Genomic DNA, 23699 nt, shown 5'->3' on the forward strand with positions numbered 1-23699 from the left:
GCAGGCGGCGCGGTCTGTCAGGCAAATCGCGGTGATGCTATCGCGGGCAAGCCCGCTCCCACAGTGGGTTGAATTCAAGGCCAAAAAAAAGCACCCCGAAGGGTGCTTTTTTTGTCTGCGGTATTCGCTTAGCGTTTCAGCGAGGTTGGCAGGTGTGGCTGGATTGCAGTCAGAACGGCTTTGAAGCACTTGGTGTTACCGGCAACGATATGACCTTTTTCAAGGAAGTCGTGGCTACCGGTAAAGTCGCTGACCAGGCCGCCTGCTTCTTGAATCAGCAGTGCGCCTGCAGCCATGTCCCACTCGGACAGGCCCGACTCCCAGAATGCGTCGAAACGACCTGCAGCCACATAGGCCAGATCCAGGCTGGCAGCGCCTGCACGGCGGATACCGGCAGTCTGGCCAACCAGGCTGCGGAACATGCCCAGGTAGTTGTCCAGGTTGTCCATCTGGTTGTCGCGGAACGGGAAGCCCGTGCCCAGCAGGGCGCCTTCGAGGCTGGTGCGACCGCTTACACGCAGGCGGCGACCGTTCAGTTGTGCGCCACGGCCACGGCTGGCAGTGAATTCTTCCTGGCGAACCGGGTCGAGTACCACTGCGTGCTCAAGACGGCCACGGTATTTGCAAGCGATGCTGACGGCGAAATGTGGAACGCCGCGCAGGAAGTTGGTGGTGCCATCCAGTGGGTCGATGATCCACAGGTAGTCTTCACCTTCACCGCTGCCTGGGTGCATGCCGGTTTCTTCACCGAGGATGCCGTGCGTCGGGTAAGCCTTGCGCAGGGCGTCGATGATTTTCTGTTCAGCAGCACGATCGACTTCAGAGACGTAATCCTTGGCGTCTTTTTCGTCAACCTTGATGGTATCCAGGCGCTCGATGGAGCGGAAAATCAATTCACTGGCGCTGCGGGCGGCGCGCAGCGCGATATTCAGCATGGGCTGCATGGACGTTTCACCTAAGGTTGTTAAAGAAAGCCGAATATTCTATCAGAAAACTTTGGTAGATGAAGGTTTGCGTTAGCTTTCGTAGCTTATGACGTTTTGCTTAGGTAAGATTTGCTCCCTTTTGCTGGTCTGTGAGCGCTTCCATTGCTGCCTAATATTCGTGTCGTTCTGGTCAATACCAGCCATCCCGGGAACATCGGCGGTGCTGCGCGTGCCATGAAGAACATGGGGTTGTCGCGGCTGGTTCTGGTTGAGCCAAGGGTGTTCCCGCACCATGAAGCCGATGCGCGGGCCTCGGGTGCCGGCGATATTCTGGAAAACGCAGAGGTTGTCGCCAGCCTTGAAGATGCCCTGGTGGGCTGCAATCTGGTGCTCGGCACCAGTGCTCGCGACCGCCGTATCCCCTGGCCACTGCTGGACCCGCGCGAGTGCGGGCAAAAAGTGGTTGCAGAGGCGGCCCAGGGTGCTGAAATCGCGTTGGTGTTCGGTCGTGAAGATTCCGGCCTGACCAATGACGAGTTGCAGCGCTGTCACTTCCATGTGCATATCCCCTCGGATCCCGAGTTCAGTTCCCTGAATCTGGGTGCCGCCGTGCAGGTGCTCAGCTACGAAATCCGCATGGCCTGGCTGGCGGCCCAGGGTCAGCCGAGCAAGATCGAGAAAGAAGAAGTGGCGTCCACCAAGAGTGGCGAGCTGGCGACCATGGATGAGCTGGAGCGCTTTTACGAGCATCTGGAACAAACCCTGGTGGCCATTGAATTCATGGATCCGGAAAAGCCGCGTCACCTGATGGCGCGCCTGCGCCGGCTATATGGGCGCAGCGCTGTCAGCCGTGCCGAGATGAATATTTTGCGTGGCATTCTCACCGAAACCCAAAAAGCAGCCCGTGGCGAGCTGCTCAAGCGCAAGGATTAATGATGTTCGAGCGTCTGCGTGAAGATATCCAAAGTGTGTTTCATCGTGATCCGGCTGCGCGCAATGCTTTTGAGGTGCTGACGTGTTATCCGGGGATGCATGCGATCTGGATTCACCGCTTGTCGGCGCTGTTGTGGCATGCCGGCTGGAAGTGGCTGGCGCGCCTGGTGTCCAATTTCGGGCGCTGGCTGACCGGGATTGAGATTCACCCGGGGGCCAAGGTGGGGCGTCGCTTCTTTATCGATCACGGCATGGGTATAGTGATTGGCGAAACCGCTGAAATCGGTGATGACGTGACCTTGTACCAGGGCGTGACCCTGGGCGGCACCAGTTGGAACAAGGGCAAGCGCCATCCCACTCTGGAAAATGGCGTTGTTGTCGGTGCGGGTGCCAAAGTGCTGGGCCCGTTCACGGTGGGGGCGGGGGCCAAGGTCGGCTCCAATGCGGTGGTGACCAAGGCTGTGCCGCCGGGTGCAACCGTGGTCGGTATTCCGGGGCGGATCATTATCAAGAATGACGATGAGACCGAGGCCAAGCGCAAGGCAATGGCCGAGAAGATCGGTTTTGACGCCTACGGTGTCAGCGAAGACATGCCGGACCCGGTCGCGCGGGCCATTGGCCAGTTGCTCGACCACCTGCAGGCCGTCGACGGCAAGCTGGACGGGATGTGTGGCGCGCTGAAAGACCTGGGCAGTCCTTACTGTGCGAAAGATCTGCCTGAGTTGCGTGAAGAAGACTTCGCCAGCGTGAAGGACAAGGATGAAAGCAAGGCGGTGTAAGGCTCGTGGGCTGAATTAGCTGTGGGAGCGGGCTTGCTCGCGATGGCATCACGGCGATCCCCCTGAAGGGTTGCGTGGGCCCCATCGCGAGCAAGCCCGCTCCCACAAGATATGTGTCATGTGCCATTACGCCGCAGACCCTGCTACAATGCGCGCGCTCTTTTGCGGGTAATCCCGACTAAAGTACTAGGTCTAATAGTTGACTTAATTAGTCGGGTATAACATACTCGCCCTCATTCCGAATTCCGTGGTACCTGTCCATGAGACTGACTACAAAAGGCCGTTACGCCGTAACTGCAATGCTCGATTTGGCGTTGCACGCACAGCATGGGCCGGTGTCCCTGGCCGATATTTCCGAGCGCCAAGGCATCTCGCTTTCCTACCTTGAGCAACTGTTTGCCAAATTGCGCCGCAGCAGTCTGGTTTCCAGTGTGCGTGGCCCAGGCGGCGGCTATCAGCTGTCGCGCGACATGCAGGGCATCCAGGTAGCTCAGGTGATCGATGCCGTGAACGAGTCGGTCGACGCAACACGTTGCCAGGGCCTTGGCGACTGCCATGCCGGCGACACCTGCCTGACCCACCACCTGTGGTGCGACCTCAGCCTGCAAATCCACGATTTTCTCAGCGGTATCAGCTTGGCTGATCTTGTCACTCGCCGTGAGGTACAAGAAGTAGCCCAGCGTCAGGATCAGCGCCGCTGTAATGGCAAGGCGCCGCACCTGGATAAGATCGAAGCGTCCGCCGTCGAGTGATTGCATAAAAACGACGGTGCGCCAGCCAGCCTGATTTAGGAGATAGTCCATGAAGTTGCCAATTTACCTCGATTACTCAGCCACTACCCCGGTTGATCCGCGCGTTGCTCAAAAAATGAGCGACTGCTTGCTGGTTGACGGGAACTTCGGTAACCCGGCCTCGCGTTCCCACGTATTTGGCTGGAAAGCCGAAGAAGCGGTCGAGAACGGTCGTCGTCAGGTCGCTGACCTGGTCAATGCCGACCCGCGTGAAATTGTCTGGACCTCCGGTGCGACCGAAGCCAACAACCTGGCAATCAAGGGTGCTGCGCATTTCTATGCCACTAAAGGCAAGCACCTGATCACCGACAAGATTGAACACAAGGCCGTTCTCGACACCATGCGCCAGCTGGAGCGTGAAGGCTTTGAAGTGACTTACATCGAGCCGGGCACCGATGGCCTGGTAACACCCGCGATGGTTGAAGCCGCGATGCGCGACGACACCATCCTGGTTTCCATCATGCATGTGAACAACGAAATCGGCACCATCAACGACATCGCTGCCATTGGTGAGCTGACTCGCTCGCGCGGCGTGTTGTTCCATGTTGATGCGGCACAGTCCACCGGCAAGGTGGAAATCGACCTGGCCAAGCTGAAAGTCGACATGATGTCCTTCTCGGCACACAAGACCTACGGCCCTAAAGGGATCGGCGCACTGTATGTAAGCCGCAAGCCTCGCGTGCGTATTGAAGCTGCCATGCACGGCGGTGGTCACGAGCGCGGCATGCGTTCGGGTACGCTGGCCACCCACCAGATCGTGGGTATGGGCGAAGCGTTCCAGATCGCCAAAGAAGAAATGGCCGCTGAAAACATCCGGATCAAGGCGTTGAGCGATCGCTTCTTCAAGCAGGTTGAACACCTTGAAGAACTGTACGTCAACGGCAGCATGATCCACCGCGTACCGCACAACCTGAACCTGAGCTTCAACTACGTTGAAGGCGAGTCGCTGATCATGGCACTCAAGGATCTGGCGGTGTCGTCCGGTTCGGCCTGTACTTCGGCCTCCCTGGAGCCGTCCTACGTATTGCGTGCCCTGGGTCGCAATGACGAGCTGGCGCACAGCTCCATCCGCTTCACCTTCGGCCGTTTCACCACCGAAGAAGAAATCGATTACGCCGCGCAGAAGGTTTGCGAGGCTGTTACCAAGCTGCGCGCTCTGTCGCCGCTGTGGGACATGTACAAAGACGGCATCGACATCTCGAAAATCGAATGGGCGGCGCACTAACAATTTAAGTTGCCGTAAGTAGACGCTGTAAGCGCAGCGAACAGCAGCTTTTACAGCGTCTCAAGAGCAACTCTCTGATGAGTGAGGATTAGTACCATGGCTTACAGCGAAAAGGTCATCGACCACTACGAAAACCCGCGCAACGTCGGCAAGATGAACGCGGAAGACCCGGATGTCGGCACCGGCATGGTCGGCGCCCCGGCGTGCGGCGACGTAATGCGCCTGCAGATCAAGGTTAACGAGCAGGGCATCATTGAAGATGCCAAGTTCAAGACCTATGGTTGCGGTTCGGCAATCGCTTCCAGCTCCCTGGCTACCGAGTGGATGAAAGGCAAGACTCTGGATGAAGCAGAGACCATCAAGAACACTCAGTTGGCCGAAGAACTGGCTTTGCCACCGGTAAAAATTCACTGCTCGGTACTCGCTGAAGACGCCATCAAGGCCGCCGTTCGCGATTACAAGCAGAAGAAAGGTTTGATCTGATCCGTGCTGCCTGTGCCCTTGATGGCGCAGGCAAGGTGAAGAAACTGGCAAAAGGTAAGGAGTCACGATGGCTATCAGCATGACAGAAGCGGCTGCGCGACACATTCGCCGCTCCCTTGATGGGCGCGGCAAAGGTGAGGGGATTCGTCTGGGTGTTCGCACCACGGGCTGTTCCGGTCTTGCCTATGTGCTGGAGTTTGTCGATGAAGTGGGCGAAGAAGACCAGGTCTTCGAAACCCATGGCGAAAAAGTGATCATTGATCCAAAAAGCCTGACATACCTTGACGGCACCGAACTGGATTTCGTCAAGGAAGGCCTGAACGAAGGCTTCAAGTTCAATAACCCTAACGTGCGCGGTGAATGTGGCTGCGGCGAAAGCTTCAACATCTGAGGCTAGTCGTGGGTACTCCTTGTCATTTTGCTTTGTTTGAGCTGCAACCGGGTTTCAATCTGGACCTCGATCAGCTGGCTGTGCGTTATCGAGAGTTGGCGCGCGGTGTTCACCCGGATCGCTTTGCTGATGCTTCCGAACGCGAGCAACGTCTGGCGCTGGAACAGTCCGCCAGCCTAAATGAGGCCTACCAGACACTCAAAAGCCCTGCCAAGCGCGCGCGTTATCTGCTGGCATTGAAGGGTGGCGAGTTGCCGCTGGAAGTTACGGTGCACGATCCCGAGTTTCTGATGCAGCAGATGCAGTGGCGCGAAGAACTTGAAGATTTGCATGACAGCGCCGATATGGCCGGTATTGCAGCATTCAAGCGTCGACTGAAAGTCGCTCAGGAACAACTGAACGACAGCTTCGCTGCTTGTTGGGATGACGCTGCGCAACGCGAACAGGCCGAACGCCTGATGCGGCGCATGCAGTTCCTCGACAAGCTCACTTACGAAGTGCGCCAGCTAGAAGAGCGCCTCGACGATTAACTCCGTGCTTCCCTGATGGCACGCCTGATTACAGATAAGTCCTGATTACGATGGCCCTACTGCAGATCGCCGAACCCGGCCAAAGTCCTCAACCGCACCAGCGTCGTCTGGCTGTGGGGATCGACTTGGGCACTACCAATTCGCTGGTCGCTGCGTTGCGCAGCGGCCTTTCCGAGCCTCTGGCCGACGCAAATGGCAATGTCATTTTGCCGTCTGCGGTGCGCTATCACGCTGATCGCGTCGAGGTAGGTGAGTCGGCACGTCTGGCGGCCTCCAGCGATCCTTTCAACACCGTGCTGTCGGTCAAGCGCCTGATGGGTCGTGGTCTGTCCGACGTCAAGCAATTGGGCGAGCAGCTGCCTTACCGCTTTGTGGGTGGTGAGTCGCACATGCCGTTTATCGACACTGTGCAGGGCCCGAAAAGCCCGGTTGAAGTGTCGGCTGAAATCCTCAAGGTACTGCGTGAGCGCGCCGAAAAGACCCTGGGTGGCGAGCTGGTAGGGGCGGTAATTACTGTTCCTGCCTATTTCGACGATGCCCAGCGCCAGGCCACCAAGGACGCTGCCAAACTTGCCGGCCTTAATGTGCTGCGCCTGCTCAATGAGCCGACTGCTGCGGCGGTGGCCTATGGTCTGGATCAGTCTGCTGAAGGCGTTGTGGCTATTTATGACCTGGGCGGGGGCACGTTCGATATCTCGATCCTGCGCCTGACCGGCGGTGTGTTTGAAGTACTGGCCACCGGTGGCGACAGCGCCCTGGGCGGCGATGACTTCGACCATGCGATCGCCAGCTGGATGGTGGCAGAGGCCGGTTTGTCGGCCGACCTCGATCCGGGCACCCAGCGTACCTTGCTGCAAGCTGCTTGCGCCGCCAAAGAAGCGCTGACCGATGCGTCCTCTGTAACCGTTGCCTTTGGTGACTGGCAGTCAGAGCTGACCCGCGAAGCCTTCGATGCGCTGATCGAACCGATGGTGGCGCGCAGCCTCAAGGCTTGCCGCCGTGCCGTGCGCGACGCCAATATCGAGATTGATGACGTTCAGGCCGTGGTCATGGTTGGCGGTTCGACCCGCGTGCCTCGCGTGCGCGAAGCCGTCGCCGAGATGTTTGGCCGTGAGCCGCTGACCGATATCGACCCTGATCAAGTGGTCGCCATTGGTGCTGCGATCCAGGCCGACACCCTGGCGGGCAACAAGCGTGATGGTGGCGAGCTGCTTCTGCTTGATGTGATTCCCCTGTCCCTCGGTCTTGAGACCATGGGCGGCCTGATGGAAAAGGTCATTCCGCGCAATACCACGATCCCGGTGGCGCGTGCGCAGGACTTCACCACCTATAAAGATGGCCAGACGGCCATGATGATTCATGTGCTGCAGGGCGAGCGCGAGCTGATCAGCGATTGCCGTTCCCTGGCGCGCTTTGAATTGCGTGGCATTCCGCCGATGGTGGCCGGTGCCGCGAAAATTCGCGTGACCTTCCAGGTGGATGCCGATGGTCTGCTCAGTGTGTCGGCCCGCGAGCTGGGCTCGGGTGTTGAAGCCAATATCCAGGTCAAGCCGTCCTACGGCTTGACCGACGGCGAAATTGCCAAAATGCTCAAGGATTCGTTCCAGTACGCCAGCGACGACAAGGTTGCCCGCGTATTGCGTGAACAGCAGGTGGATGCCCAGCGTCTGATCGAGGCTGTGCAAGCAGCTCTCGAAGTCGATGGCGAGCGTTTGCTGGATGCCGAAGAGCGTATGGTCATCGAGCTGCAGATGCAGGAGCTGTCCGAATTGTTGAAAGGCACCGATGGTTACGCCATCGAGCAGCAGACCAAGCGTCTGTCGCAAGTGACCGATGCCTTTGCTGCCCGGCGCATGGACTTGACCGTCAAGGCCGCCCTGTCGGGTCGCAACCTGAATGAAATCGAGGAATAACTGATGCCGCAGATCATTTTTCTGCCACACGCCGAGCATTGCCCGGACGGTATGGTTGTAGAGGCTGAGACCGGCAAGACCATTCTCGAAGTGGCCCACGACAACCACATCGAAATCGAAAGTGCCTGCGGTGGCGTCTGTGCCTGCACCACTTGTCACTGCGTGATTCGCGAGGGTTTCGACTCGCTGAACGAGGCTGACGAGCTGGAAGAGGACTATCTTGATAGAGCCTGGGGCCTGGAAGCGACTTCGCGCCTGAGCTGTCAGGCCCGCGTTGGCACTGAAGACCTTACCGTCGAGATTCCGAAGTACTCGCTCAACCATGCTGCCGAAGCGCCGCACTGATAAGGAATTGGCATGAGCCTTAAATGGGTTGATGTGCAGGAAATCGCCATCCAGCTGGCTGAAGCTCACCCGGATGTCGATCCGCTCTCGGTGAATTTCGTCACGCTGCGCAATCTGGTCATGGCGTTGCCGGAGTTCGACGATATCCCTGATCGGGGTGGCGAGAAGGTTCTCGAAGCCATCCAGGGTTTGTGGATCGAAGAAGCCGACTAAGCTTGTAAACGACGTAATTATGCAACGCCCAAGAACCCGCGTATAATTCGCGGGTTTAATTTTTCGCTTAAATCACTGTTTCTGGAGTTACACCATGGCTGTTCAACGTACTTTCTCCATCATCAAGCCTGACGCCGTTGCTAAAAACGTTATCGGCAAGATCGTTACCCGTTTCGAAGACGCTGGCCTGAAGGTTGTAGCTTCCAAACTGAAGCAACTGTCCAAAGCTGAAGCTGAAGGCTTCTACGCTGAGCACAGCGAGCGCGGCTTCTTCGGCGACCTGGTTGCTTTCATGATCTCCGGTCCTGTTGTTGTTCAGGTTCTGGAAGGCGAAAACGCTATCGCTCTGAACCGCGAGCTGATGGGCGCTACCAACCCTAAAGAAGCAGCTGCCGGCACTATCCGCGCTGATTTCGCTGAATCCATCGACGCTAACGCTGTTCACGGTTCCGACTCGGAAGCCGCTGCTGCACGCGAAATCTCGTACTTTTTCGCAGCTACTGAAGTAACCACTCGCTAAGTATTGGCTTGTGAGTGAGGGTGAAGACATGATTGCAACGACTGGCAAAACCAACCTGTTGGGTTTGACTCAACCGGAAATGGAGAAATTCTTCGACTCAATCGGGGAGAAGCGTTTCCGTGCCGGTCAGGTCATGAAGTGGATTCACCACTTTGGCGTCGATGATTTCGACGCCATGACTAACGTCAGCAAGGCCTTGCGCGACAAGCTCAAGGCCATTGCTGAGGTTCGTGGGCCTGAAGTCGTCAGCGAGGACATCTCCAGCGATGGCACCCGTAAATGGGTGGTGCGCGTAGAGTCCGGCAGCTGCGTCGAGACCGTTTATATTCCCTCGGGCAAACGTGGCACCTTGTGCGTTTCGTCCCAGGCTGGCTGTGCCCTGGACTGCAGTTTTTGCTCCACCGGCAAGCAAGGCTTCAACAGCAACCTCACCGCCGCCGAAGTGATCGGCCAGGTGTGGATTGCCAACAAATCCTTTGGCAGCGTCCCGGCAACCATCGACCGTGCCATCACCAACGTGGTGATGATGGGCATGGGCGAGCCGCTGCTGAACTTCGACAACGTCATCTCTGCCATGCACCTGATGATGGATGACCTGGGTTACGGCATCTCCAAGCGCCGGGTGACCCTGTCTACCTCCGGCGTGGTGCCGATGATCGATGAGCTGGCCAAGCACATCGACGTCTCCCTGGCGTTGTCGCTGCACGCACCCAATGACGCATTGCGCAGTCAATTGGTGCCGATCAACAAGAAGTACCCGCTGGCCATGCTGCTTGATTCCTGCCGCCGCTACATGGCGACCCTGGGCGAAAAGCGCGTGTTGACCGTGGAATACACCTTGCTCAAGGACGTGAACGATCATGTTGATCACGCCCGTGAAATGATCGAGCTGTTAAAAGACACGCCGTGCAAGATCAACCTGATCCCGTTCAACCCGTTCCCGCATTCCGGCTATGAGCGCCCGAGCAACAATGCCATTCGCCGTTTCCAGGAGCTGTTGCAGCAGGCCGGCTACAACGTGACCGTGCGCACCACCCGTGGTGAAGACATCGACGCGGCGTGCGGGCAGCTGGTAGGGCAGGTCAATGACCGTACCCGCCGCAGTTCGCGCCTGATCGCGGCCCGTGAGCTGAGTGCCGACGCCGATACAGCGCAAAACGCTGCTTCTGCGCCCTGAGAGAGGACATTCATGATCCTGCGCGCTGCGCTTCCGGTCGTTTTGGTCAGCTTTTTGGCTGGCTGCGTGTCATCGGGTGATTCAGGCCCGATGGCTGGCGACAAAGGGCGTAACGAGGCGCGTCAGGCTTATGTTCAGCTGGGGCTGGGCTATCTGCAGCAAGGGCTGACCGAACAGGCCAAAGTCCCTTTGCGCAAGGCCCTTGAACTCGACAGGAACGACCCGGACACCAACGCCGCACTGGCCTTGGTGTTTCAGGCCGAAATGGAGTTTGCCCTGGCCGAACAGGCCTTCCGTACCGCGCTCAACGGTCGGCCTGGCGATGCCCGGATCCTCAATAATTACGGCAGTTTCCTGTTTCAGCGTCAGCGCTATCAGGAAGCCAGCGAGCAGTTTCAAAAAGCGGCGGCAGACAACCTTTACCCGGAACGCTCCCGTGTCTACGAAAATCTGGGTATAACGTCCCTTGAGTTGGGGCAGCGTGAAACGGGGCGCCAGCAGCTTGAAAAAGCCCTGCGCCTGAACCCTCGGCAACCCCGTGCACTGCTTGAAATGGCCGAGATGGCCTATCAGGACAAGCAATATGTGACGGCGCGAGACTTTTACGATCGTTTTAGCCTGCTTAGCGGGCAAAATGCACGTAGTCTATTGCTTGGTGCGCGACTGGCGAGTGTTTTCGACGAGCGTACCCCAACTGCCAACCATGGCCAGCAACTACAACGACTCTATCCCGGCACGCCGGAATATCAGCAATACCTGTCGGAGCAATGATGAAAGCGGCGCAACCCGAAGTTCTAGCAGCGACTCGTGTCAATCCCGGTGAGACCCTGCGTCAGGCCCGTGAAAACAATGGCTGGACGCTGGCTGAAGTCGCCTTGAAACTCAATCTCACGGCCAGCTCCCTGAGCAACCTTGAGACGGGCGCGTTCGACAAGCTGCCCGGGCATACCTTTGCCCGTGGCTACATCCGCGCCTATGCCAAATTGCTGGGCATGGACCAGGCAGCCCTGGTGCGTGAGTTTGACCTGTACACCGGCACTGATGCCAACGGCAGCAACGTGCACAGCCTGGGTCGCATAGAAGAGCCAGTGCGTGTGTCGCATACCATCTTGCGTATCGTTAGCCTGTTGCTGCTGATTGCCGTAATCGGTGGCGGCTTTATCTGGTGGCAAGACCAGACGTCGATGCGTGCCAAGGATCTGATTGGCCTGGCCCCGGAACACGTTGAAGTCGAAGGGGCTGACGGCACAACCCGCATTCATCCGCTGGACGAGCCTGAAGATCAGGCAGTCGCCGAGGCCAAGGCCGAAGGCGAAACCCCACCAGCGACCGAAACGCTGCCAGAGCAGGGCGCAACCACCGCACTGGCATTGCCGGGTGCTGCAATCGTTGAGCCCCAGGCGCCAGCCGCTGCTGCAGCTCAGCCTGCTCCTGTAGCAGCACCTGCACCTGTTACGCCGGTAGCCGCACCTGTTACGCCAGCCGCACCTGCAGCCACGGCTAGCGCCCCGGTTGCCGGTGCTGGCAAGGTAAGCGTGCAATACACCGCTGATTGCTGGACTCAAGTCACCGACGGCACGGGCAAAGTGCTGTTCGGCGGCTTGAAGCGCAAGGGCGAAAATCTAGAAGTGAGCGGCAAGCCTCCACTGAGCCTGCGTCTGGGTTATGCCCGCGGTGCGCAGGTTAGCTACAACGGCCAGCCTGTGGATGTCGCTCCTTTCACCAGTGGCGAGACTGCTCGCCTGAAGTTGGGTCAATAAGTCATGCACGGCGAATCACCAATCAAGCGTCGCGAATCGCGCAAAATCTGGGTCGGCAATGTACCCGTAGGTGGCGATGCCCCTATTGCTGTACAGAGCATGACCAACAGTGACACCAATGACGTCGCTGCAACCGTTGCGCAAATCAACCGTCTGGAAGCTGCTGGCGTCGATATCGTGCGGGTTTCCGTGCCGGATATGGACGCAGCCGAGGCGTTTGGCCGGATCAAGCAACTGGTCAAGGTGCCATTGGTCGCCGATATCCACTTCGATTACCGTATCGCCCTGCGCGTTGCGGAACTGGGTGTGGATTGCCTGCGCATCAACCCGGGCAACATCGGTCGTGAAGACCGCGTGCGCGCCGTGGTGGATGCCGCCCGCGATCGCGGCATCCCGATCCGTATCGGCGTCAACGCCGGTTCCCTGGAAAAAGACCTGCAAAAGAAATACGGCGAACCGACGCCGGCCGCTCTGGTCGAATCGGCACTGCGTCACGTTGAGCACCTTGAGCGCCTGAATTTCAAGGACTTCAAGGTCAGCGTGAAGGCCTCCGACGTGTTTATGGCGGTTGATGCCTATCGCCTGCTGGCCAAGGAAATTGTCCAGCCGCTGCATTTGGGCATTACTGAAGCCGGTGGTTTGCGCTCAGGCACAGTGAAATCTGCCGTGGGCCTAGGTATGCTGCTCGCCGAGGGGATTGGCGACACCATTCGTATTTCCCTGGCGGCAGACCCGGTTGAGGAAGTAAAGGTCGGTTACGACATCCTCAAGTCCTTGCACCTGCGCTCGCGCGGCATCAATTTTATCGCGTGCCCAAGCTGCTCGCGGCAGAACTTCGACGTGGTGAAAACCATGAACGAACTCGAAGTTCGCCTCGAAGACCTGCTGGTGCCGCTGGATGTTGCCGTTATCGGTTGTGTGGTCAACGGCCCGGGCGAAGCCAAGGAAGCCCATGTGGGGCTCACCGGTGGTACGCCCAACCTGATTTACATCGACGGCAAGCCGTCGCAGAAACTGACGAATGACAACCTGGTGGATGAGCTCGAAAGACTGATCCGGCAGAAGGCGGCCGAAAAGGTCGAAGCTGACGCAGCCGTTATCGCGCGCGGCTAACCAGACGAATAAAGGATTTATTGTGAGCAAGTCTTTGCAAGCCATTCGTGGCATGAACGACATCCTGCCGGAGCAGACGCCTCTGTGGCGTTACTTCGAGAGCAAGGTTTCGCGTTTGCTGGATAACTACGGTTACAAGCAAATCCGTATGCCTATCGTCGAATTCACCGAGTTGTTCAAGCGCTCGATCGGTGAAGTGACCGATATCGTCGAAAAAGAGATGTACACCTTCGAAGACCGCAACGGCGATTCGCTGACGCTGCGTCCTGAAGGTACCGCTGCGTGCGTGCGTGCGGTGCTTGAGCACGGCATCACCGGCGGTGGCCAGGTGCAAAAACTCTGGTACATCGGCCCGATGTTCCGCCACGAGCGCCCGCAAAAAGGCCGTTATCGCCAGTTTCACCAGATCGGTGTCGAGGTGTTCAACCTTGATGGTCCGGACATCGATGCCGAACTGATCGTGCTGACCTGGCGCCTGTGGGGCGAGCTGGGCATCCGCGATGCGGTCAAGCTCGAACTCAACAGCCTGGGCACCAGCGAAGCCCGTGCGCGCTATCGTGCCGCCCTGGTCGAGTATTTGTCCTCGCGTCTGAGCGAGCTTGACGAAGACAGCCAGCGCCGTCTCAAATCCAACCCGCTGCGTGTACTCGACACCAAGAATGCCGATACCCAGGCTGTTCTCGTCGATGCGCCGAAGCTGGTGGACTACCTGGACGAAGAATCCCGCGTGCATTTCGAGGGCCTCAAGGCGCGCCTCGATGCCGCCGGCATCCCGTACACGATCAACCCGAAACTGGTTCGTGGCCTGGATTACTACAGCAAGACCGTATTTGAATGGGTGACCGATAAACTGGGCGCCCAGGGCACTGTGTGCGCGGGCGGCCGTTATGACGGCCTGGTCGAGCAGATGGGTGGCAAGCCTACGGCCGGTGTCGGTTTTGCAATGGGCATCGAGCGTCTGATCCTGCTGCTTGAAACCCTTGAGCAGATCCCGGAAGAAATCGCACGTCAGGTCGATGTTTACCTGTGTGCTTTCGGTGAGGCTGCCGAACTGGCAGCGCTGGCGTTGAGCGAACGTGTTCGTGACCAGCTGCCGAACCTGCGCCTGCAGATCAATGCCGGTGCGGGCAGCTTTAAAAGCCAGTTCAAAAAGGCTGACAAGAGCGGCGCACTGTATGCGCTGATCCTGGGTGACGACGAATTGGCCCAGCAAGTGGTAGGTGTAAAACCCCTGCGTGGCCAGGGCGAACAACAAACGATTGCCTGGGATGCTCTAGCCGAGCACTTGGCCACCTGCATCGTGCAGGGTTGAAGCTGCAAAACAGCCGATTTAGCGAATAAGGAGTGTTGGGGTGTCGAGTAACGAAGATGATCAGCTGGGCGAGTTGAAAGACTGGTGGCAGCGCAACGGCAAACCCCTGCTGACTGGCGGCTTGCTTGCGCTGGTTGTGGTGTCCGGCTGGCAGCTCTGGCACAAATATCAGACGAATCAGTCGCAAGGTGCGTCGGTTCTCTACCAACAACTGCTGGAAACCACGCTCACCCCTGACGGCAAGCCTGATGTGGCCCGTGTGGCGGATCTGGCCAACAAGCTGAAAAGCGAATACGCAGGCACTGCCTACTCGCAATTTGGCGGCCTGTTCGTGGCCAAGGTGGCGGTGGACAACGGCAAGCTCGATGACGCAGCTGTCGAGTTGAAAGCCATTGTCGACAAGCCGGCCAATGCCACCCTGGGCGAAGTGGCGCGTCAGCGTCTGGCTCAGGTGCTGGCGGCACAGGGCAAGGTTGACGATGCCCTGAAGCTGCTGGAAGGTGATTCGGACAAGGCATTCCAGGCCAGCCGTGAAGAACTCAAGGGTGACCTGCTGGTGCAGCAGGGCCGTACTGACGACGCTCGTGCAGCCTACGAAAAGGCCAAGGCCGGATTGTCGGATGAAGCAGCAGTAGGCGGCTTGCAAATCAAGCTCGATGACCTGGCCAAAGGGGATGCGTGACGTGATGCGATGGAAACATGCGGCATTGCTGGCTCTGGTCGTTTTGGCCGCGGGTTGCAGCAGCAACAGCAAAAAAGAACTGCCACCGGCTGAGCTGACCGACTTCAAAGAAGAAGTCGTGCTGCAGAAGCAGTGGAGCCGCTCGATCGGTGACGGTCAGGGCAAAACCTACAACATGCTGGTGCCAGCGGTTGAAGGTAATAACATCTACGCCGCTGACGTAACGGGTGTAGTGATGTCTCTGGACCGCATGAACGGCGACGTTGAGTGGAAAAAAGACCTCGATCTGCCGGTATCCGGTGCAGTTGGCCTGGGCTATGGCCTGGTCATGCTCGGCACCTTGCAAGGTGACGTGATTGCCCTGGACTCCAGCACCGGCGAAGAAAAATGGCGCGCTCGCGTCAACAGCGAAGTGCTTGCACCTCCTGCGACCAACGGTGATGTGGTGGTGGTACAGACCCAGGACGATCGCCTGATCGGCCTGGATGCTGACACCGGCAATCAGCGCTGGACGTATGACAGCACGCCGGGCGTGCTGACCCTGCGTGGTACAGGGGCGCCACTGGTGACCAATCACCTGGCCATCGGCGGTTTGTCGACTGGTAAAGTGGTCGCCCTGGATACACGCAACGGCGTACCTGTGTGGGAGCAACGTGTTGCCATCCCGCAGGGTCGCTCCGAGCTTGAACGCATTGTCGATATCGACGGTGGCCTGCTGTTGTCTGGCGGTACACTGTACGTTGCCAGCTACCAGGGCCGCATGGCGGCACTGGAAATGGAATCGGGTCGTGTGCTCTGGCAACGCGATGCATCCAGCTATGCCGGTGTCGCCCAAGGTTTTGGCAGCGTCTACGTCAGCCTGGCATCGGGCACTGTAGAAGGCGTTGACGAGCGTTCGACCACCTCGCTGTGGAGCAATGATGCTCTGGCTCGCCGCCAACTGTCGGCACCGGAAGTCTTCTCCAGCTACGTGGCGGTCGGTGACATGGAAGGCTATCTGCACCTGCTGAGCCAGGTCGATGGTCGTTTCGTGGGCCGTACCCGCGTTGACAGTGATGGCCTTCGGGCACGTCCGCTGGTGGTCGGTGACATGATTTACGTGTTTGGTAACAGCGGCAAACTGGAAGCCCTGACCATTCGCTAAGGCGTCTATGCTTGAGGCTTCAGGGCCTCGGGCAGCCTTGCTCTGGCAAGGTTTGCGGCACATTTGTGCTGTTCCGAACTCTGGCCGCTGCCTTGCAGCGGCTTTTGTATTTTCTGAAATAACGAAGTGGAGAGCCGCATGGTTCCCGTAATCGCCCTGGTGGGCCGACCAAACGTCGGCAAGTCCACCTTGTTCAACCGCCTGACCAGGACTCGTGACGCCATCGTTGGCGACTTGTCCGGTCTGACCCGTGATCGCCAATACGGTGAGGCCAAGTGGCAAGGGCGTTCCTACATTCTGGTCGACACCGGTGGTATCTCCGGTGACGAGCACGGTATGGACGAAAAGATGGCCGAGCAGTCGCTGCTGGCCATCGAAGAAGCTGACGTCGTTCTGTTCCTGGTAGATGCAAAGGCAGGCTTCACTGCCGCTGACCAGATGATCGGCGAGCACCTTCGCAAACGTAACAAGCGTTCTTACGTGGTGGCCAACAAGGTCGACAATATCGACCCGGACATGGCTCGCGCCGAGTTCGCCCCTCTGGGCATGGGCGACGCGATCCCGATCGCCGGTGCCCACGGCCGTGGTATCACGCAGATGCTGGAAATTGCCCTGAGCAACTTCCCGCGTGACGAAGAAGAGCCGGAAGACGGTGAAGAAGAAGTCGTTCTCGAAGGTGAGGAAGCCAAGCGCATTCCTGGCCCTAGCGAAAAAGACGGCATCAAGATCGCCATTATCGGTCGTCCGAACGTCGGCAAATCGACACTGGTCAACCGCATGCTCGGTGAAGACCGGGTTATCGTGTATGACCAGCCCGGCACTACTCGCGACAGTATCTACATCCCGTTCGAGCGTAACGACGAGAAGTACACGCTGATCGACACCGCTGGTGTGCGCAAGCGCGGCAAGATCCACGAAGAAGTTGAAAAATTCTCCGTGGTCAAAACCCTGCAAGCGATCAAAGACGCCAACGTGGTGATCTTTGTGATGGACGCGCGTGAAGGCGTGGTTGACCACGACCTTAACCTGTTGGGCTTTGCCCTTGAGGCCGGTCGGGCTCTGGTTATCGCGATCAACAAGTGGGACGGCATGACCCCGAGCGAGCGCGAGTTCGTCAAGGTCGAGCTGACCCGTCGCCTGTTCTTCGTCGACTTCGCCGATATCCACTTTATCTCGGCGCTGCACGGCACTGGCGTGGGCAACCTGTACCAGTCGGTGCAGAACTCCTTCAAGTCGGCGGTCACCCGCTGGCCGACCAACCGTCTGACCCAGATTCTGGAAGACGCGGTCAGCGAGCACGCGCCACCGATGGTTAACAGCCGCCGGATCAAACTGCGTTATGCCCACTTGGGTGGTGCCAACCCGCCGATTATCGTGATCCACGGTAACCAGGTTGAGAAGGTTCCGAAGTCTTACGTCCGTTATCTCGAAAACACCTACCGTCGTGTCTTGAAGCTGGTCGGTACGCCGATTCGCATCGAGTTCAAAGGTGGCGAGAACCCGTACGAAGGCAACAAGAACTCGCTGACCGACCGTCAGGTCAACAAGAAACGCCGCATGATGTCGCACCACAAGAAAGCCGAGAAAAATCGCAAAGACAAGCGCTAACCGCGCAGGCTCAAAGCGTAATGAGAAAGGGTCCGAAAGGACCCTTTTTCGTGTCCGGCGTTTGGGCTATCCTCGGTGGGTCCTGTGCCGCAGTCAGTGCCGGGAACTCAACAGGGAACGGCCATGATCACCAGCAAGTTGCCGAACGTCGGCACCACCATCTTCACGCGCATGTCGCAGCTCGCGGCAGAAACCGGCGCAATCAACCTGTCTCAGGGGTTCCCTGACTTCGATGGCCCGCAGGCGTTGCGTGATGCAGTTGGCCAGCACATTGCCAGTGGCCATAACCAATATTCCCCAATGACCGGCCTGCCTGCATTGCGTACCCAAGTGGCGGCCAAGATCGCCCGCAGTTATGGCGTGCAGGTCGATGCCGATACTGAAGTGACCATCACCCCGGGTGCGACCCAGGCCATTTTCTGTGCGATCCAGGCCGTGATTCATGCAGGCGATGAAGTTATCGTGTTCGACCCGTGCTACGACAGCTACGAGCCTTCGGTCGAGTTGGCGGGCGGTCGTTGCGTGCATGTGCAGCTGGGGCTGGATGACTTTTCGATCGACTGGCAAAAACTTGAAGATGCGCTGAGTCCGCGTACGCGCATGATTATCCTCAACAGCCCGCACAACCCCAGCGGTGCGTTGATCAGCCGTGCCGAGCTGGACCAGTTGGCCCGCCTGATTGCAGATCGTGATATCTACCTCATCAGCGATGAGGTGTACGAACACCTGGTGTTCGATGGCGTGCCCCATGTCAGTGTTTTGTCCCATCCCGAACTGTACGATCGTGCCTTCGTTGTCAGCTCATTCGGCAAGACCTATCACGTTACGGGCTGGAAAACCGGTTATGTGGTGGCACCGCCGGCGCTGACTGCCGAATTGCGCAAGGTTCACCAGTACGTCAGTTTTTGCGGGGTGACGCCTCTGCAATATGCGCTGGCTGACTTTATGAGTGCCCACCCGGAGCATGTTGAAGAGTTGCCCGGGTTTTACCAGGCCAAGCGGGACCTGTTTTGTGATTTGCTGAGCCCATCGCGTTTTACCTTCAAACCGGTGGCAGGGACGTATTTCCAGCTGGTGGATTACTCCCGTATTCGTCCGGACCTGAATGATGTCGACATGGCTGTGTGGCTGACCCGCGAGCACGGCGTGGCGACCATTCCGGTATCGGTGTTCTACCAGACCCCGCCCGCAGGGCAGCGGCTGGTTCGCCTGTGTTTTGCCAAACGCGAGGAGACGCTGCGTGAAGCAGCAGAAAAACTATGCGTGATCTAAAGGGATTACCCGATTTAACTGTGGCGCTGGTGCAAACCACGCTGGCCTGGCATGACCGTCAGGCCAACTTCGATCATTTTGACGAACTGCTGGAGCAGGCTCGCGGCGCCGACCTGGTGGTGTTGCCGGAAATGTTCACCACCGGCTTCAGTATGGAATCCAGCACCCTGGCTGAGCCCGAGAGTGGCCCGACGACCGACTGGCTGCGCAAACAGGCAAAAAGGCTGAATGCCGTGGTGACGGGCAGCGTGATTGTCCTCGCGGCGGATGGCAGCCACCGCAACCGCCTGTTGTGGGCGCGGCCAGATGGCGAAGTGCTGCACTACGACAAACGCCATCTGTTCCGCATGGCTGGCGAGCATGAGCATTTCACCCCGGGTGAGCGTCAGGTGCAGTTTGAGGTCAAGGGCTGGCGTGTTCGGCCATTGATTTGCTACGACCTGCGTTTCCCGGTGTGGAGCTGCGACCCCCATGACACTGATCTTTTGCTGTACACCGCCAACTGGCCAGGTGCGCGACGGCTGCACTGGAACCGTTTGCTGCCTGCGCGGGCCATCGAAAATCTGTGTTATGTCGCTGCGGTAAACCGGGTGGGCACGGACGGTAAGGGTCTGGTGTATACCGGAGACAGTCATATCCTCGATTTTCAGGGCGAGTCGCTGCTTAGCGCAGGGGAGGCGGATGGCGTGTTTACCATGAGCCTGAACGCGGCCGACCTTGGCGCTTACCGTGAGCGGTTCCCGGCTAACCTGGATGCGGATGATTTTGAGCTGCGCTGATTTGTGGAAGCACTTATCAACGACGTAAAACCTGTGGGAGCGTGGCTTGCCCGCGATGGCATCACCGCGGTCTGCCTGCCAAATCGCGCCGCCTGAATCGCGAGCAAGCCCGCTCCCACAGGGGCTAGTGATTCCCGGTCAGGCAATAAAAAGCCCCCAAGGCTCTCACCTTGGGGGCTTTTGTGTTTCTGGCTGTGCGCTTACGCTGCTTTCGCCTCGGCTTCGCTCAGTGAGCGGTTCAGGGCGCTGAACAGGGCCTTGAAGCTTGCCGTAGTGATGTTTTCATCGATGCCCACGCCGTGTACGGCACGGCCGCCATTGACCCGCAGCTCGATGTAGGCAGCGGCCTTGGCGTTGGTGCCCGCGCCAATCGCGTGCTCGTTGTAGTCCATTATTTCGGCATTGACCGGCAGACCGGCCACCAGCGCTTCCAGTGCGCCATTGCCTTTGCCGCTCCAGCGCAGGTTGGTCTCGCCATCACCCTTGGCCGATACTTCCACCTCGACTGCACTGTGGCCGTTTTCTTCCTGCAAGCGATGGCTGACCAGCGCGTACGGGGTATTGGCCTGCAAGTATTCGGTGCGCAGCAAACTGTGAATCTGCTGGGCAGTCATTTCCAGGCCCAGGCGGTCGGTTTCGCGCTGTACCACCTGGCTGAATTCGATCTGCATGCGACGCGGCAGGCTGATGCCGTATTCCTGCTCCAGCAGGTAGGCAATCCCGCCTTTGCCGGACTGGCTGTTAACCCGGATCACGGCCTCGTAGCTGCGACCGATATCCGCCGGGTCGATCGGCAAGTACGGCACTTCCCACAGGGCGTCCGGTTTTTGCTGGGCGAAGCCTTTGCGGATGGCGTCCTGGTGCGAGCCGGAGAACGCGGTGTGCACCAGGTCGCCCACATACGGGTGACGCGGGTGAACCGGGATCTGGTTGCACTCTTCGACAACCTTGCGCACGCCATCGATATCCGAGAAGTCCAGCTGCGGGTCCAGGCCCTGGGTGTACATGTTCAGGGCCACTGTCACCAGGTCGACGTTGCCGGTACGCTCGCCGTTGCCGAACAGGCAACCTTCGACACGGTCGGCGCCGGCCATCAGGCCCAGCTCGGTAGCGGCCACGCCGGTGCCGCGGTCGTTGTGGGTGTGCAGGCTAATCAGCACGCTGTCACGGCGGTTGATATTGCGCCCGAACCACTCGATCTGGTCGGCATAGATGTTCGGTGTTGCGCACTCAACCGTGGCCGGCAGGTTGAGGATCATCTTGTGCTCAGGGGTCGGGTTCCACACCTCGATCACCGCGTCACACACTTCTTTGGCGAACTCCAGCTCGGTGGCGCTGAAGGTCTCTGGCGAGTACTCGAACGTCCACTGGGTTTCCGGCTGCTGGGCGGCGTATTTGACGAACAGCTTGGCCGCGCTGACCGCGATTTCCTTGATGCCGTCCTTGTCCTGGTTGAACACGATGCGGCGGAACGCAGGGCAGGTGGCGTTGTACAGGTGAACGATGGCTTTTTTCGCCCCGCGCAGCGACTCGAAGGTGCGCGCGATCAAGTCTTCACGGCCCTGGGTGAGCACCTGGATGGTGGTGTCGTCCGGGATATGGCCATCTTCGATCAAGGTGCGCACAAAGTCGAAGTCGGTTTGCGATGCCGCCGGGAACGATGCCTCGATTTCTTTAACGCCCACGCTGACCAGGGTCTTCCAGAAACGTAGCTTCTTCACCGCATCCATCGGCTCGATCAGCGACTGGTTGCCGTCGCGCAGGTCGGAGCTGCACCAGATCGGCGCGCTGGTGATGGTTTTCGACGGCCAGGTACGGTCGGGCAAATCAATGACCGGGAAGGCGCGGTATTTGGAAGACGGGTCTTTGAGCATGGTCATCAGGCAATCCTTAATATGCAGGCCGACGATTCAAACGCGGCCAGCCGGAAAAATACAAAGCAGAAGGCGAGGCACCGCAACTAGCTTTGCAGTCGTGCGCTGACGAGGCAAAGGCTGCGATGTTGGCGAAGCAGAAAGAGGGTATGTGATGTGTTCATGACCTCAACCCTAACCATTGGTGAGAAGGATGGCAAGCCAACAAAAAAGATTGAGAGGACTGCTCGTATATGGCGCGTATTTGGGTTTTTATTGCGCCTTACGGTTAGCGACATAGCATTAATTGCGCAGCTAAACAGCTGGGCGTATGTCGGGTGCTGTTGGCTTGATGGCATTTATGCCTGGGCAGGTTCAATCAGCAAGAGCCCCTGGCAGCTCGACAGGGTTTTTCGCCGGTGAAGCTGTGAGCCGCTGCTGTCACAAACCGTGAAAACCTGTGAAAAGCCCTGTTTTAAAGTGCTTGGGCATGAGCACTGATGAGGGTTTTCACTTCACCATACAAACCGTCGTAATACTTGGCCCCGCTTCCACAGCAGCGAAACACGCTCTGTAGAGAACAGTTATCAGCAGCCGGGTATTACGATGCGTATTTATAGCTATCTCTTTCTGATGATGGGTTGCCTTGGGGGGGCAAGCGCTTCACCTGCGATCAATCCAGGGCCGATGTTCGGCTTTCTGGATGACGGCAAAAGCGCGGTCCTCAAGCGTATTTACAATTCTGGAACCAGTACCGCATTTGTCAAAGTGGTGGTTCAGGAAATCACCTATGACGCCAGTGGCCAGCCTGTAGAGCAACCGCCCAAGGCCCTGTCGGCGGCGCCCCTGGCGCAGCAGAACACCTTGCTGGCCAGCCCGGCACGGATGATTATTCCAGCCAACGGCATGCAATCCACCCGGTTGTTGTTTATGGGCAGTCGGGCACAAGAGCGCTATTACCGGGTTCGTTTTATTCCTGTGCTGCCGTCCAGTGCCGACAGTTTTGATCAAAGTGCAGATGATCAGCAGGCCTACAAGAACACCCTGGCGGCGCAAGTCACGTTATTAACCGGCTTTGGCACGCTGTTGTTTGTTCGCCCGGACAAGGTTGTTTTTGATACGCGGTTAAAAGACGAAAAAGATACTTACAGTGTTCACAATGCCGGTAACAGTGTCATTGCACTGGACTTCGTTAAAACCTGCCACGTTGAAATAACCACGCAGTGTTCGGCCATTGCCCAACATTATGTCTTGCCGGGCAGAACTTATACGTTCACTAAAGAGCCTGACAAGGTCCACAGTTTTGTCCTTCAAGAAGGCCGTGCCGAGCGCACGATATCGTTCAGCACGACCTGAGAGTTGATCACCGATAAATGTTTCACCCCTAACTATAAACCTGAAAAAAGGAAGTAAAAATGCAACGCACTTTTATGGCTACTGTGAGTCCATTGGCTCTTGCCTTGTTTGCCACCCTGGGCGCTACACATGTTTCGGCGGCTGACCCTGTCGAAGTGCAAGTTCAGTTGGTCGCGAGTGTTCCATCGAGCTCGTTCTATGTTGTACCCGCTGATACTGGCTGGATCGGCGTGCCACAGCGCATGGAGTGGACGCCTGATCCGGTCTCGCCCGGTGGCGGCAAGTTGAGCACCTTGCGTAAAGCCTTTGATGTAAAAAACAGCTCAGGGGCTATTGCTGCGCGCTTGACCGACAGCGGCGGCGCTTACCTGTATGCAGGGACCGGCATGGTGCCCCTGGAAGTTAAATTCAATAATATGGAACTTAATTCCACCGCCAATCAGGAAGTTGTCAGCGCCACTGAAGCGGCCGCCGGTAAACGTGTGGATCTGACCATTGCAACGGTTTATACCGGCAGTGCAATCCCGCCCGGCGAATATACCGGTATCGTCAATATGACGTTTGATGCAGTTGCCCCTGCGGCCATTTAAAACG

General features: G+C 58.1%; 25 protein-coding genes. 23 read left to right on the forward strand and 2 right to left on the reverse strand.

Features of this window, described 5'->3' with window-relative positions; translation table 11 throughout:
- Nucleotides 1-128: 128 nt before the first annotated feature.
- Nucleotides 129-944 (reverse strand): type III secretion system regulator SuhB, encoded by an 816-nt coding sequence (suhB, locus tag BLU25_RS19655; protein ID WP_016779599.1) that lies wholly within the window; start codon nt 942-944, stop codon nt 129-131.
- A gap of 144 nt (nt 945-1088) precedes the next feature.
- Between suhB and trmJ the strand changes: the two genes are divergently transcribed.
- From trmJ to BLU25_RS19760, 21 genes are all read left to right on the forward strand, one after another.
- Complete coding sequence (gene trmJ / locus BLU25_RS19660) at nt 1089-1859, forward strand: tRNA (cytosine(32)/uridine(32)-2'-O)-methyltransferase TrmJ (protein WP_029611256.1); 771 nt, start codon at nt 1089-1091, stop codon at nt 1857-1859.
- A 2-nt stretch (nt 1860-1861) separates the two neighbouring features.
- Nucleotides 1862-2638, forward strand: coding sequence for a serine O-acetyltransferase (cysE, locus tag BLU25_RS19665; RefSeq protein ID WP_029611257.1), 777 nt, complete (start codon nt 1862-1864; stop codon nt 2636-2638).
- 260 nt (nt 2639-2898) lie between these two features.
- Nucleotides 2899-3390, forward strand: a complete 492-nt coding sequence (gene iscR, locus BLU25_RS19670) for a Fe-S cluster assembly transcriptional regulator IscR (protein WP_003443378.1) — start codon at nt 2899-2901, stop codon at nt 3388-3390.
- A 49-nt stretch (nt 3391-3439) separates the two neighbouring features.
- The gene (locus BLU25_RS19675; RefSeq protein ID WP_016779603.1) at nt 3440-4654 is read left to right on the forward strand and encodes an IscS subfamily cysteine desulfurase; all 1215 of its coding nucleotides are present in this window, start codon (nt 3440-3442) and stop codon (nt 4652-4654) included.
- A 96-nt stretch (nt 4655-4750) separates the two neighbouring features.
- On the forward strand, nt 4751-5137 hold the full coding sequence (iscU, locus tag BLU25_RS19680) for a Fe-S cluster assembly scaffold IscU (protein ID WP_007929523.1): 387 nt from the start codon (nt 4751-4753) through the stop codon (nt 5135-5137).
- Nucleotides 5138-5204: 67 nt separating this feature from the next.
- Entirely contained in the window at nt 5205-5528 is a 324-nt protein-coding gene (gene iscA, locus BLU25_RS19685) for an iron-sulfur cluster assembly protein IscA (protein WP_016779604.1), read from the forward strand.
- Between the two features lie 8 nt (nt 5529-5536).
- Nucleotides 5537-6058 carry a co-chaperone HscB gene (gene hscB / locus BLU25_RS19690; protein ID WP_029611258.1) on the forward strand — a complete coding sequence of 174 codons (522 nt, stop codon included), beginning with the start codon at nt 5537-5539 and terminating at the stop codon, nt 6056-6058.
- 50 nt (nt 6059-6108) lie between these two features.
- On the forward strand, nt 6109-7971 hold the full coding sequence (hscA, locus tag BLU25_RS19695) for a Fe-S protein assembly chaperone HscA (protein WP_083369790.1): 1863 nt from the start codon (nt 6109-6111) through the stop codon (nt 7969-7971).
- A 3-nt stretch (nt 7972-7974) separates the two neighbouring features.
- Nucleotides 7975-8316 (forward strand): ISC system 2Fe-2S type ferredoxin, encoded by a 342-nt coding sequence (fdx, locus tag BLU25_RS19700; protein ID WP_016779606.1) that lies wholly within the window; start codon nt 7975-7977, stop codon nt 8314-8316.
- 12 nt (nt 8317-8328) lie between these two features.
- The gene (iscX, locus tag BLU25_RS19705; protein ID WP_016779607.1) at nt 8329-8529 is read left to right on the forward strand and encodes a Fe-S cluster assembly protein IscX; all 201 of its coding nucleotides are present in this window, start codon (nt 8329-8331) and stop codon (nt 8527-8529) included.
- 94 nt (nt 8530-8623) lie between these two features.
- Entirely contained in the window at nt 8624-9049 is a 426-nt protein-coding gene (gene ndk, locus BLU25_RS19710) for a nucleoside-diphosphate kinase (protein WP_016779608.1), read from the forward strand.
- Nucleotides 9050-9077: 28 nt separating this feature from the next.
- Nucleotides 9078-10226, forward strand: coding sequence for a dual-specificity RNA methyltransferase RlmN (gene rlmN, locus BLU25_RS19715; RefSeq protein ID WP_016779609.1), 1149 nt, complete (start codon nt 9078-9080; stop codon nt 10224-10226).
- Nucleotides 10227-10238: 12 nt separating this feature from the next.
- Nucleotides 10239-10997: a type IV pilus biogenesis/stability protein PilW gene (pilW, locus tag BLU25_RS19720; RefSeq protein WP_016779610.1), complete on the forward strand. Its 759-nt coding sequence runs from the start codon at nt 10239-10241 to the stop codon at nt 10995-10997.
- Nucleotides 10997-11986 carry a RodZ domain-containing protein gene (locus BLU25_RS19725; RefSeq protein ID WP_083369791.1) on the forward strand — a complete coding sequence of 330 codons (990 nt, stop codon included), beginning with the start codon at nt 10997-10999 and terminating at the stop codon, nt 11984-11986. Before pilW ends, BLU25_RS19725 begins: the two co-directional genes overlap by 1 nt.
- 3 nt (nt 11987-11989) lie before the next feature.
- Nucleotides 11990-13099 carry a flavodoxin-dependent (E)-4-hydroxy-3-methylbut-2-enyl-diphosphate synthase gene (gene ispG, locus BLU25_RS19730; RefSeq protein ID WP_016779611.1) on the forward strand — a complete coding sequence of 370 codons (1110 nt, stop codon included), beginning with the start codon at nt 11990-11992 and terminating at the stop codon, nt 13097-13099.
- A 22-nt stretch (nt 13100-13121) separates the two neighbouring features.
- On the forward strand, nt 13122-14411 hold the full coding sequence (hisS, locus tag BLU25_RS19735; protein ID WP_016779612.1) for a histidine--tRNA ligase: 1290 nt from the start codon (nt 13122-13124) through the stop codon (nt 14409-14411).
- 40 nt (nt 14412-14451) lie between these two features.
- Nucleotides 14452-15093, forward strand: coding sequence for a YfgM family protein (locus BLU25_RS19740; RefSeq protein WP_016779613.1), 642 nt, complete (start codon nt 14452-14454; stop codon nt 15091-15093).
- Nucleotides 15086-16237: an outer membrane protein assembly factor BamB gene (gene bamB, locus BLU25_RS19745; protein WP_016779614.1), complete on the forward strand. Its 1152-nt coding sequence runs from the start codon at nt 15086-15088 to the stop codon at nt 16235-16237. The genes BLU25_RS19740 and bamB overlap by 8 nt, the downstream gene beginning before the upstream one ends.
- Nucleotides 16238-16375: 138 nt before the next feature.
- On the forward strand, nt 16376-17845 hold the full coding sequence (gene der, locus BLU25_RS19750; protein ID WP_016779615.1) for a ribosome biogenesis GTPase Der: 1470 nt from the start codon (nt 16376-16378) through the stop codon (nt 17843-17845).
- 123 nt (nt 17846-17968) lie between these two features.
- A complete protein-coding gene (locus BLU25_RS19755; protein WP_016779616.1) occupies nt 17969-19117 on the forward strand; it encodes a pyridoxal phosphate-dependent aminotransferase in 1149 nt (382 codons plus the stop codon).
- Complete coding sequence (locus BLU25_RS19760; RefSeq protein WP_029611259.1) at nt 19105-19896, forward strand: amidohydrolase; 792 nt, start codon at nt 19105-19107, stop codon at nt 19894-19896. The genes BLU25_RS19755 and BLU25_RS19760 overlap by 13 nt, the downstream gene beginning before the upstream one ends.
- A gap of 200 nt (nt 19897-20096) precedes the next feature.
- On the opposite strand, the gene leuA is transcribed toward BLU25_RS19760, so the two are convergent.
- Nucleotides 20097-21776, reverse strand: a complete 1680-nt coding sequence (leuA, locus tag BLU25_RS19765; RefSeq protein ID WP_016779618.1) for a 2-isopropylmalate synthase — start codon at nt 21774-21776, stop codon at nt 20097-20099.
- Between the two features lie 579 nt (nt 21777-22355).
- Between leuA and BLU25_RS19775 the strand changes: the two genes are divergently transcribed.
- Together BLU25_RS19775 and BLU25_RS19780 are read left to right on the forward strand one after the other, a co-directional pair.
- Nucleotides 22356-23105, forward strand: coding sequence for a hypothetical protein (locus BLU25_RS19775; protein ID WP_029611260.1), 750 nt, complete (start codon nt 22356-22358; stop codon nt 23103-23105).
- Between the two features lie 59 nt (nt 23106-23164).
- Nucleotides 23165-23695 (forward strand): CS1 type fimbrial major subunit, encoded by a 531-nt coding sequence (locus tag BLU25_RS19780; protein ID WP_016779620.1) that lies wholly within the window; start codon nt 23165-23167, stop codon nt 23693-23695.
- Nucleotides 23696-23699 lie beyond the last annotated feature (4 nt).

This window comes from Pseudomonas fragi (assembly GCF_900105835.1).
In the GTDB taxonomy this organism is placed as follows: domain Bacteria; phylum Pseudomonadota; class Gammaproteobacteria; order Pseudomonadales; family Pseudomonadaceae; genus Aquipseudomonas; species Aquipseudomonas fragi.

Coding starts and splice junctions, on each gene's coding strand:
- suhB (WP_016779599.1), bottom strand. CDS start 944: ATGCAGCCCATGCTGAATATCGCGCTGCGCGCCGCCCGCAGCGCCAGT.
- cysE (WP_029611257.1), top strand. CDS start 1,862: ATGTTCGAGCGTCTGCGTGAAGATATCCAAAGTGTGTTTCATCGTGAT.
- iscR (WP_003443378.1), top strand. CDS start 2,899: ATGAGACTGACTACAAAAGGCCGTTACGCCGTAACTGCAATGCTCGAT.
- BLU25_RS19675 (WP_016779603.1), top strand. CDS start 3,440: ATGAAGTTGCCAATTTACCTCGATTACTCAGCCACTACCCCGGTTGAT.
- iscU (WP_007929523.1), top strand. CDS start 4,751: ATGGCTTACAGCGAAAAGGTCATCGACCACTACGAAAACCCGCGCAAC.
- iscA (WP_016779604.1), top strand. CDS start 5,205: ATGGCTATCAGCATGACAGAAGCGGCTGCGCGACACATTCGCCGCTCC.
- hscA (WP_083369790.1), top strand. CDS start 6,109: ATGGCCCTACTGCAGATCGCCGAACCCGGCCAAAGTCCTCAACCGCAC.
- fdx (WP_016779606.1), top strand. CDS start 7,975: ATGCCGCAGATCATTTTTCTGCCACACGCCGAGCATTGCCCGGACGGT.
- iscX (WP_016779607.1), top strand. CDS start 8,329: ATGAGCCTTAAATGGGTTGATGTGCAGGAAATCGCCATCCAGCTGGCT.
- ndk (WP_016779608.1), top strand. CDS start 8,624: ATGGCTGTTCAACGTACTTTCTCCATCATCAAGCCTGACGCCGTTGCT.
- rlmN (WP_016779609.1), top strand. CDS start 9,078: ATGATTGCAACGACTGGCAAAACCAACCTGTTGGGTTTGACTCAACCG.
- pilW (WP_016779610.1), top strand. CDS start 10,239: ATGATCCTGCGCGCTGCGCTTCCGGTCGTTTTGGTCAGCTTTTTGGCT.
- BLU25_RS19725 (WP_083369791.1), top strand. CDS start 10,997: ATGAAAGCGGCGCAACCCGAAGTTCTAGCAGCGACTCGTGTCAATCCC.
- ispG (WP_016779611.1), top strand. CDS start 11,990: ATGCACGGCGAATCACCAATCAAGCGTCGCGAATCGCGCAAAATCTGG.
- bamB (WP_016779614.1), top strand. CDS start 15,086: ATGCGTGACGTGATGCGATGGAAACATGCGGCATTGCTGGCTCTGGTC.
- der (WP_016779615.1), top strand. CDS start 16,376: ATGGTTCCCGTAATCGCCCTGGTGGGCCGACCAAACGTCGGCAAGTCC.
- BLU25_RS19755 (WP_016779616.1), top strand. CDS start 17,969: ATGATCACCAGCAAGTTGCCGAACGTCGGCACCACCATCTTCACGCGC.
- BLU25_RS19760 (WP_029611259.1), top strand. CDS start 19,105: ATGCGTGATCTAAAGGGATTACCCGATTTAACTGTGGCGCTGGTGCAA.
- leuA (WP_016779618.1), bottom strand. CDS start 21,776: ATGACCATGCTCAAAGACCCGTCTTCCAAATACCGCGCCTTCCCGGTC.
- BLU25_RS19775 (WP_029611260.1), top strand. CDS start 22,356: ATGCGTATTTATAGCTATCTCTTTCTGATGATGGGTTGCCTTGGGGGG.
- BLU25_RS19780 (WP_016779620.1), top strand. CDS start 23,165: ATGCAACGCACTTTTATGGCTACTGTGAGTCCATTGGCTCTTGCCTTG.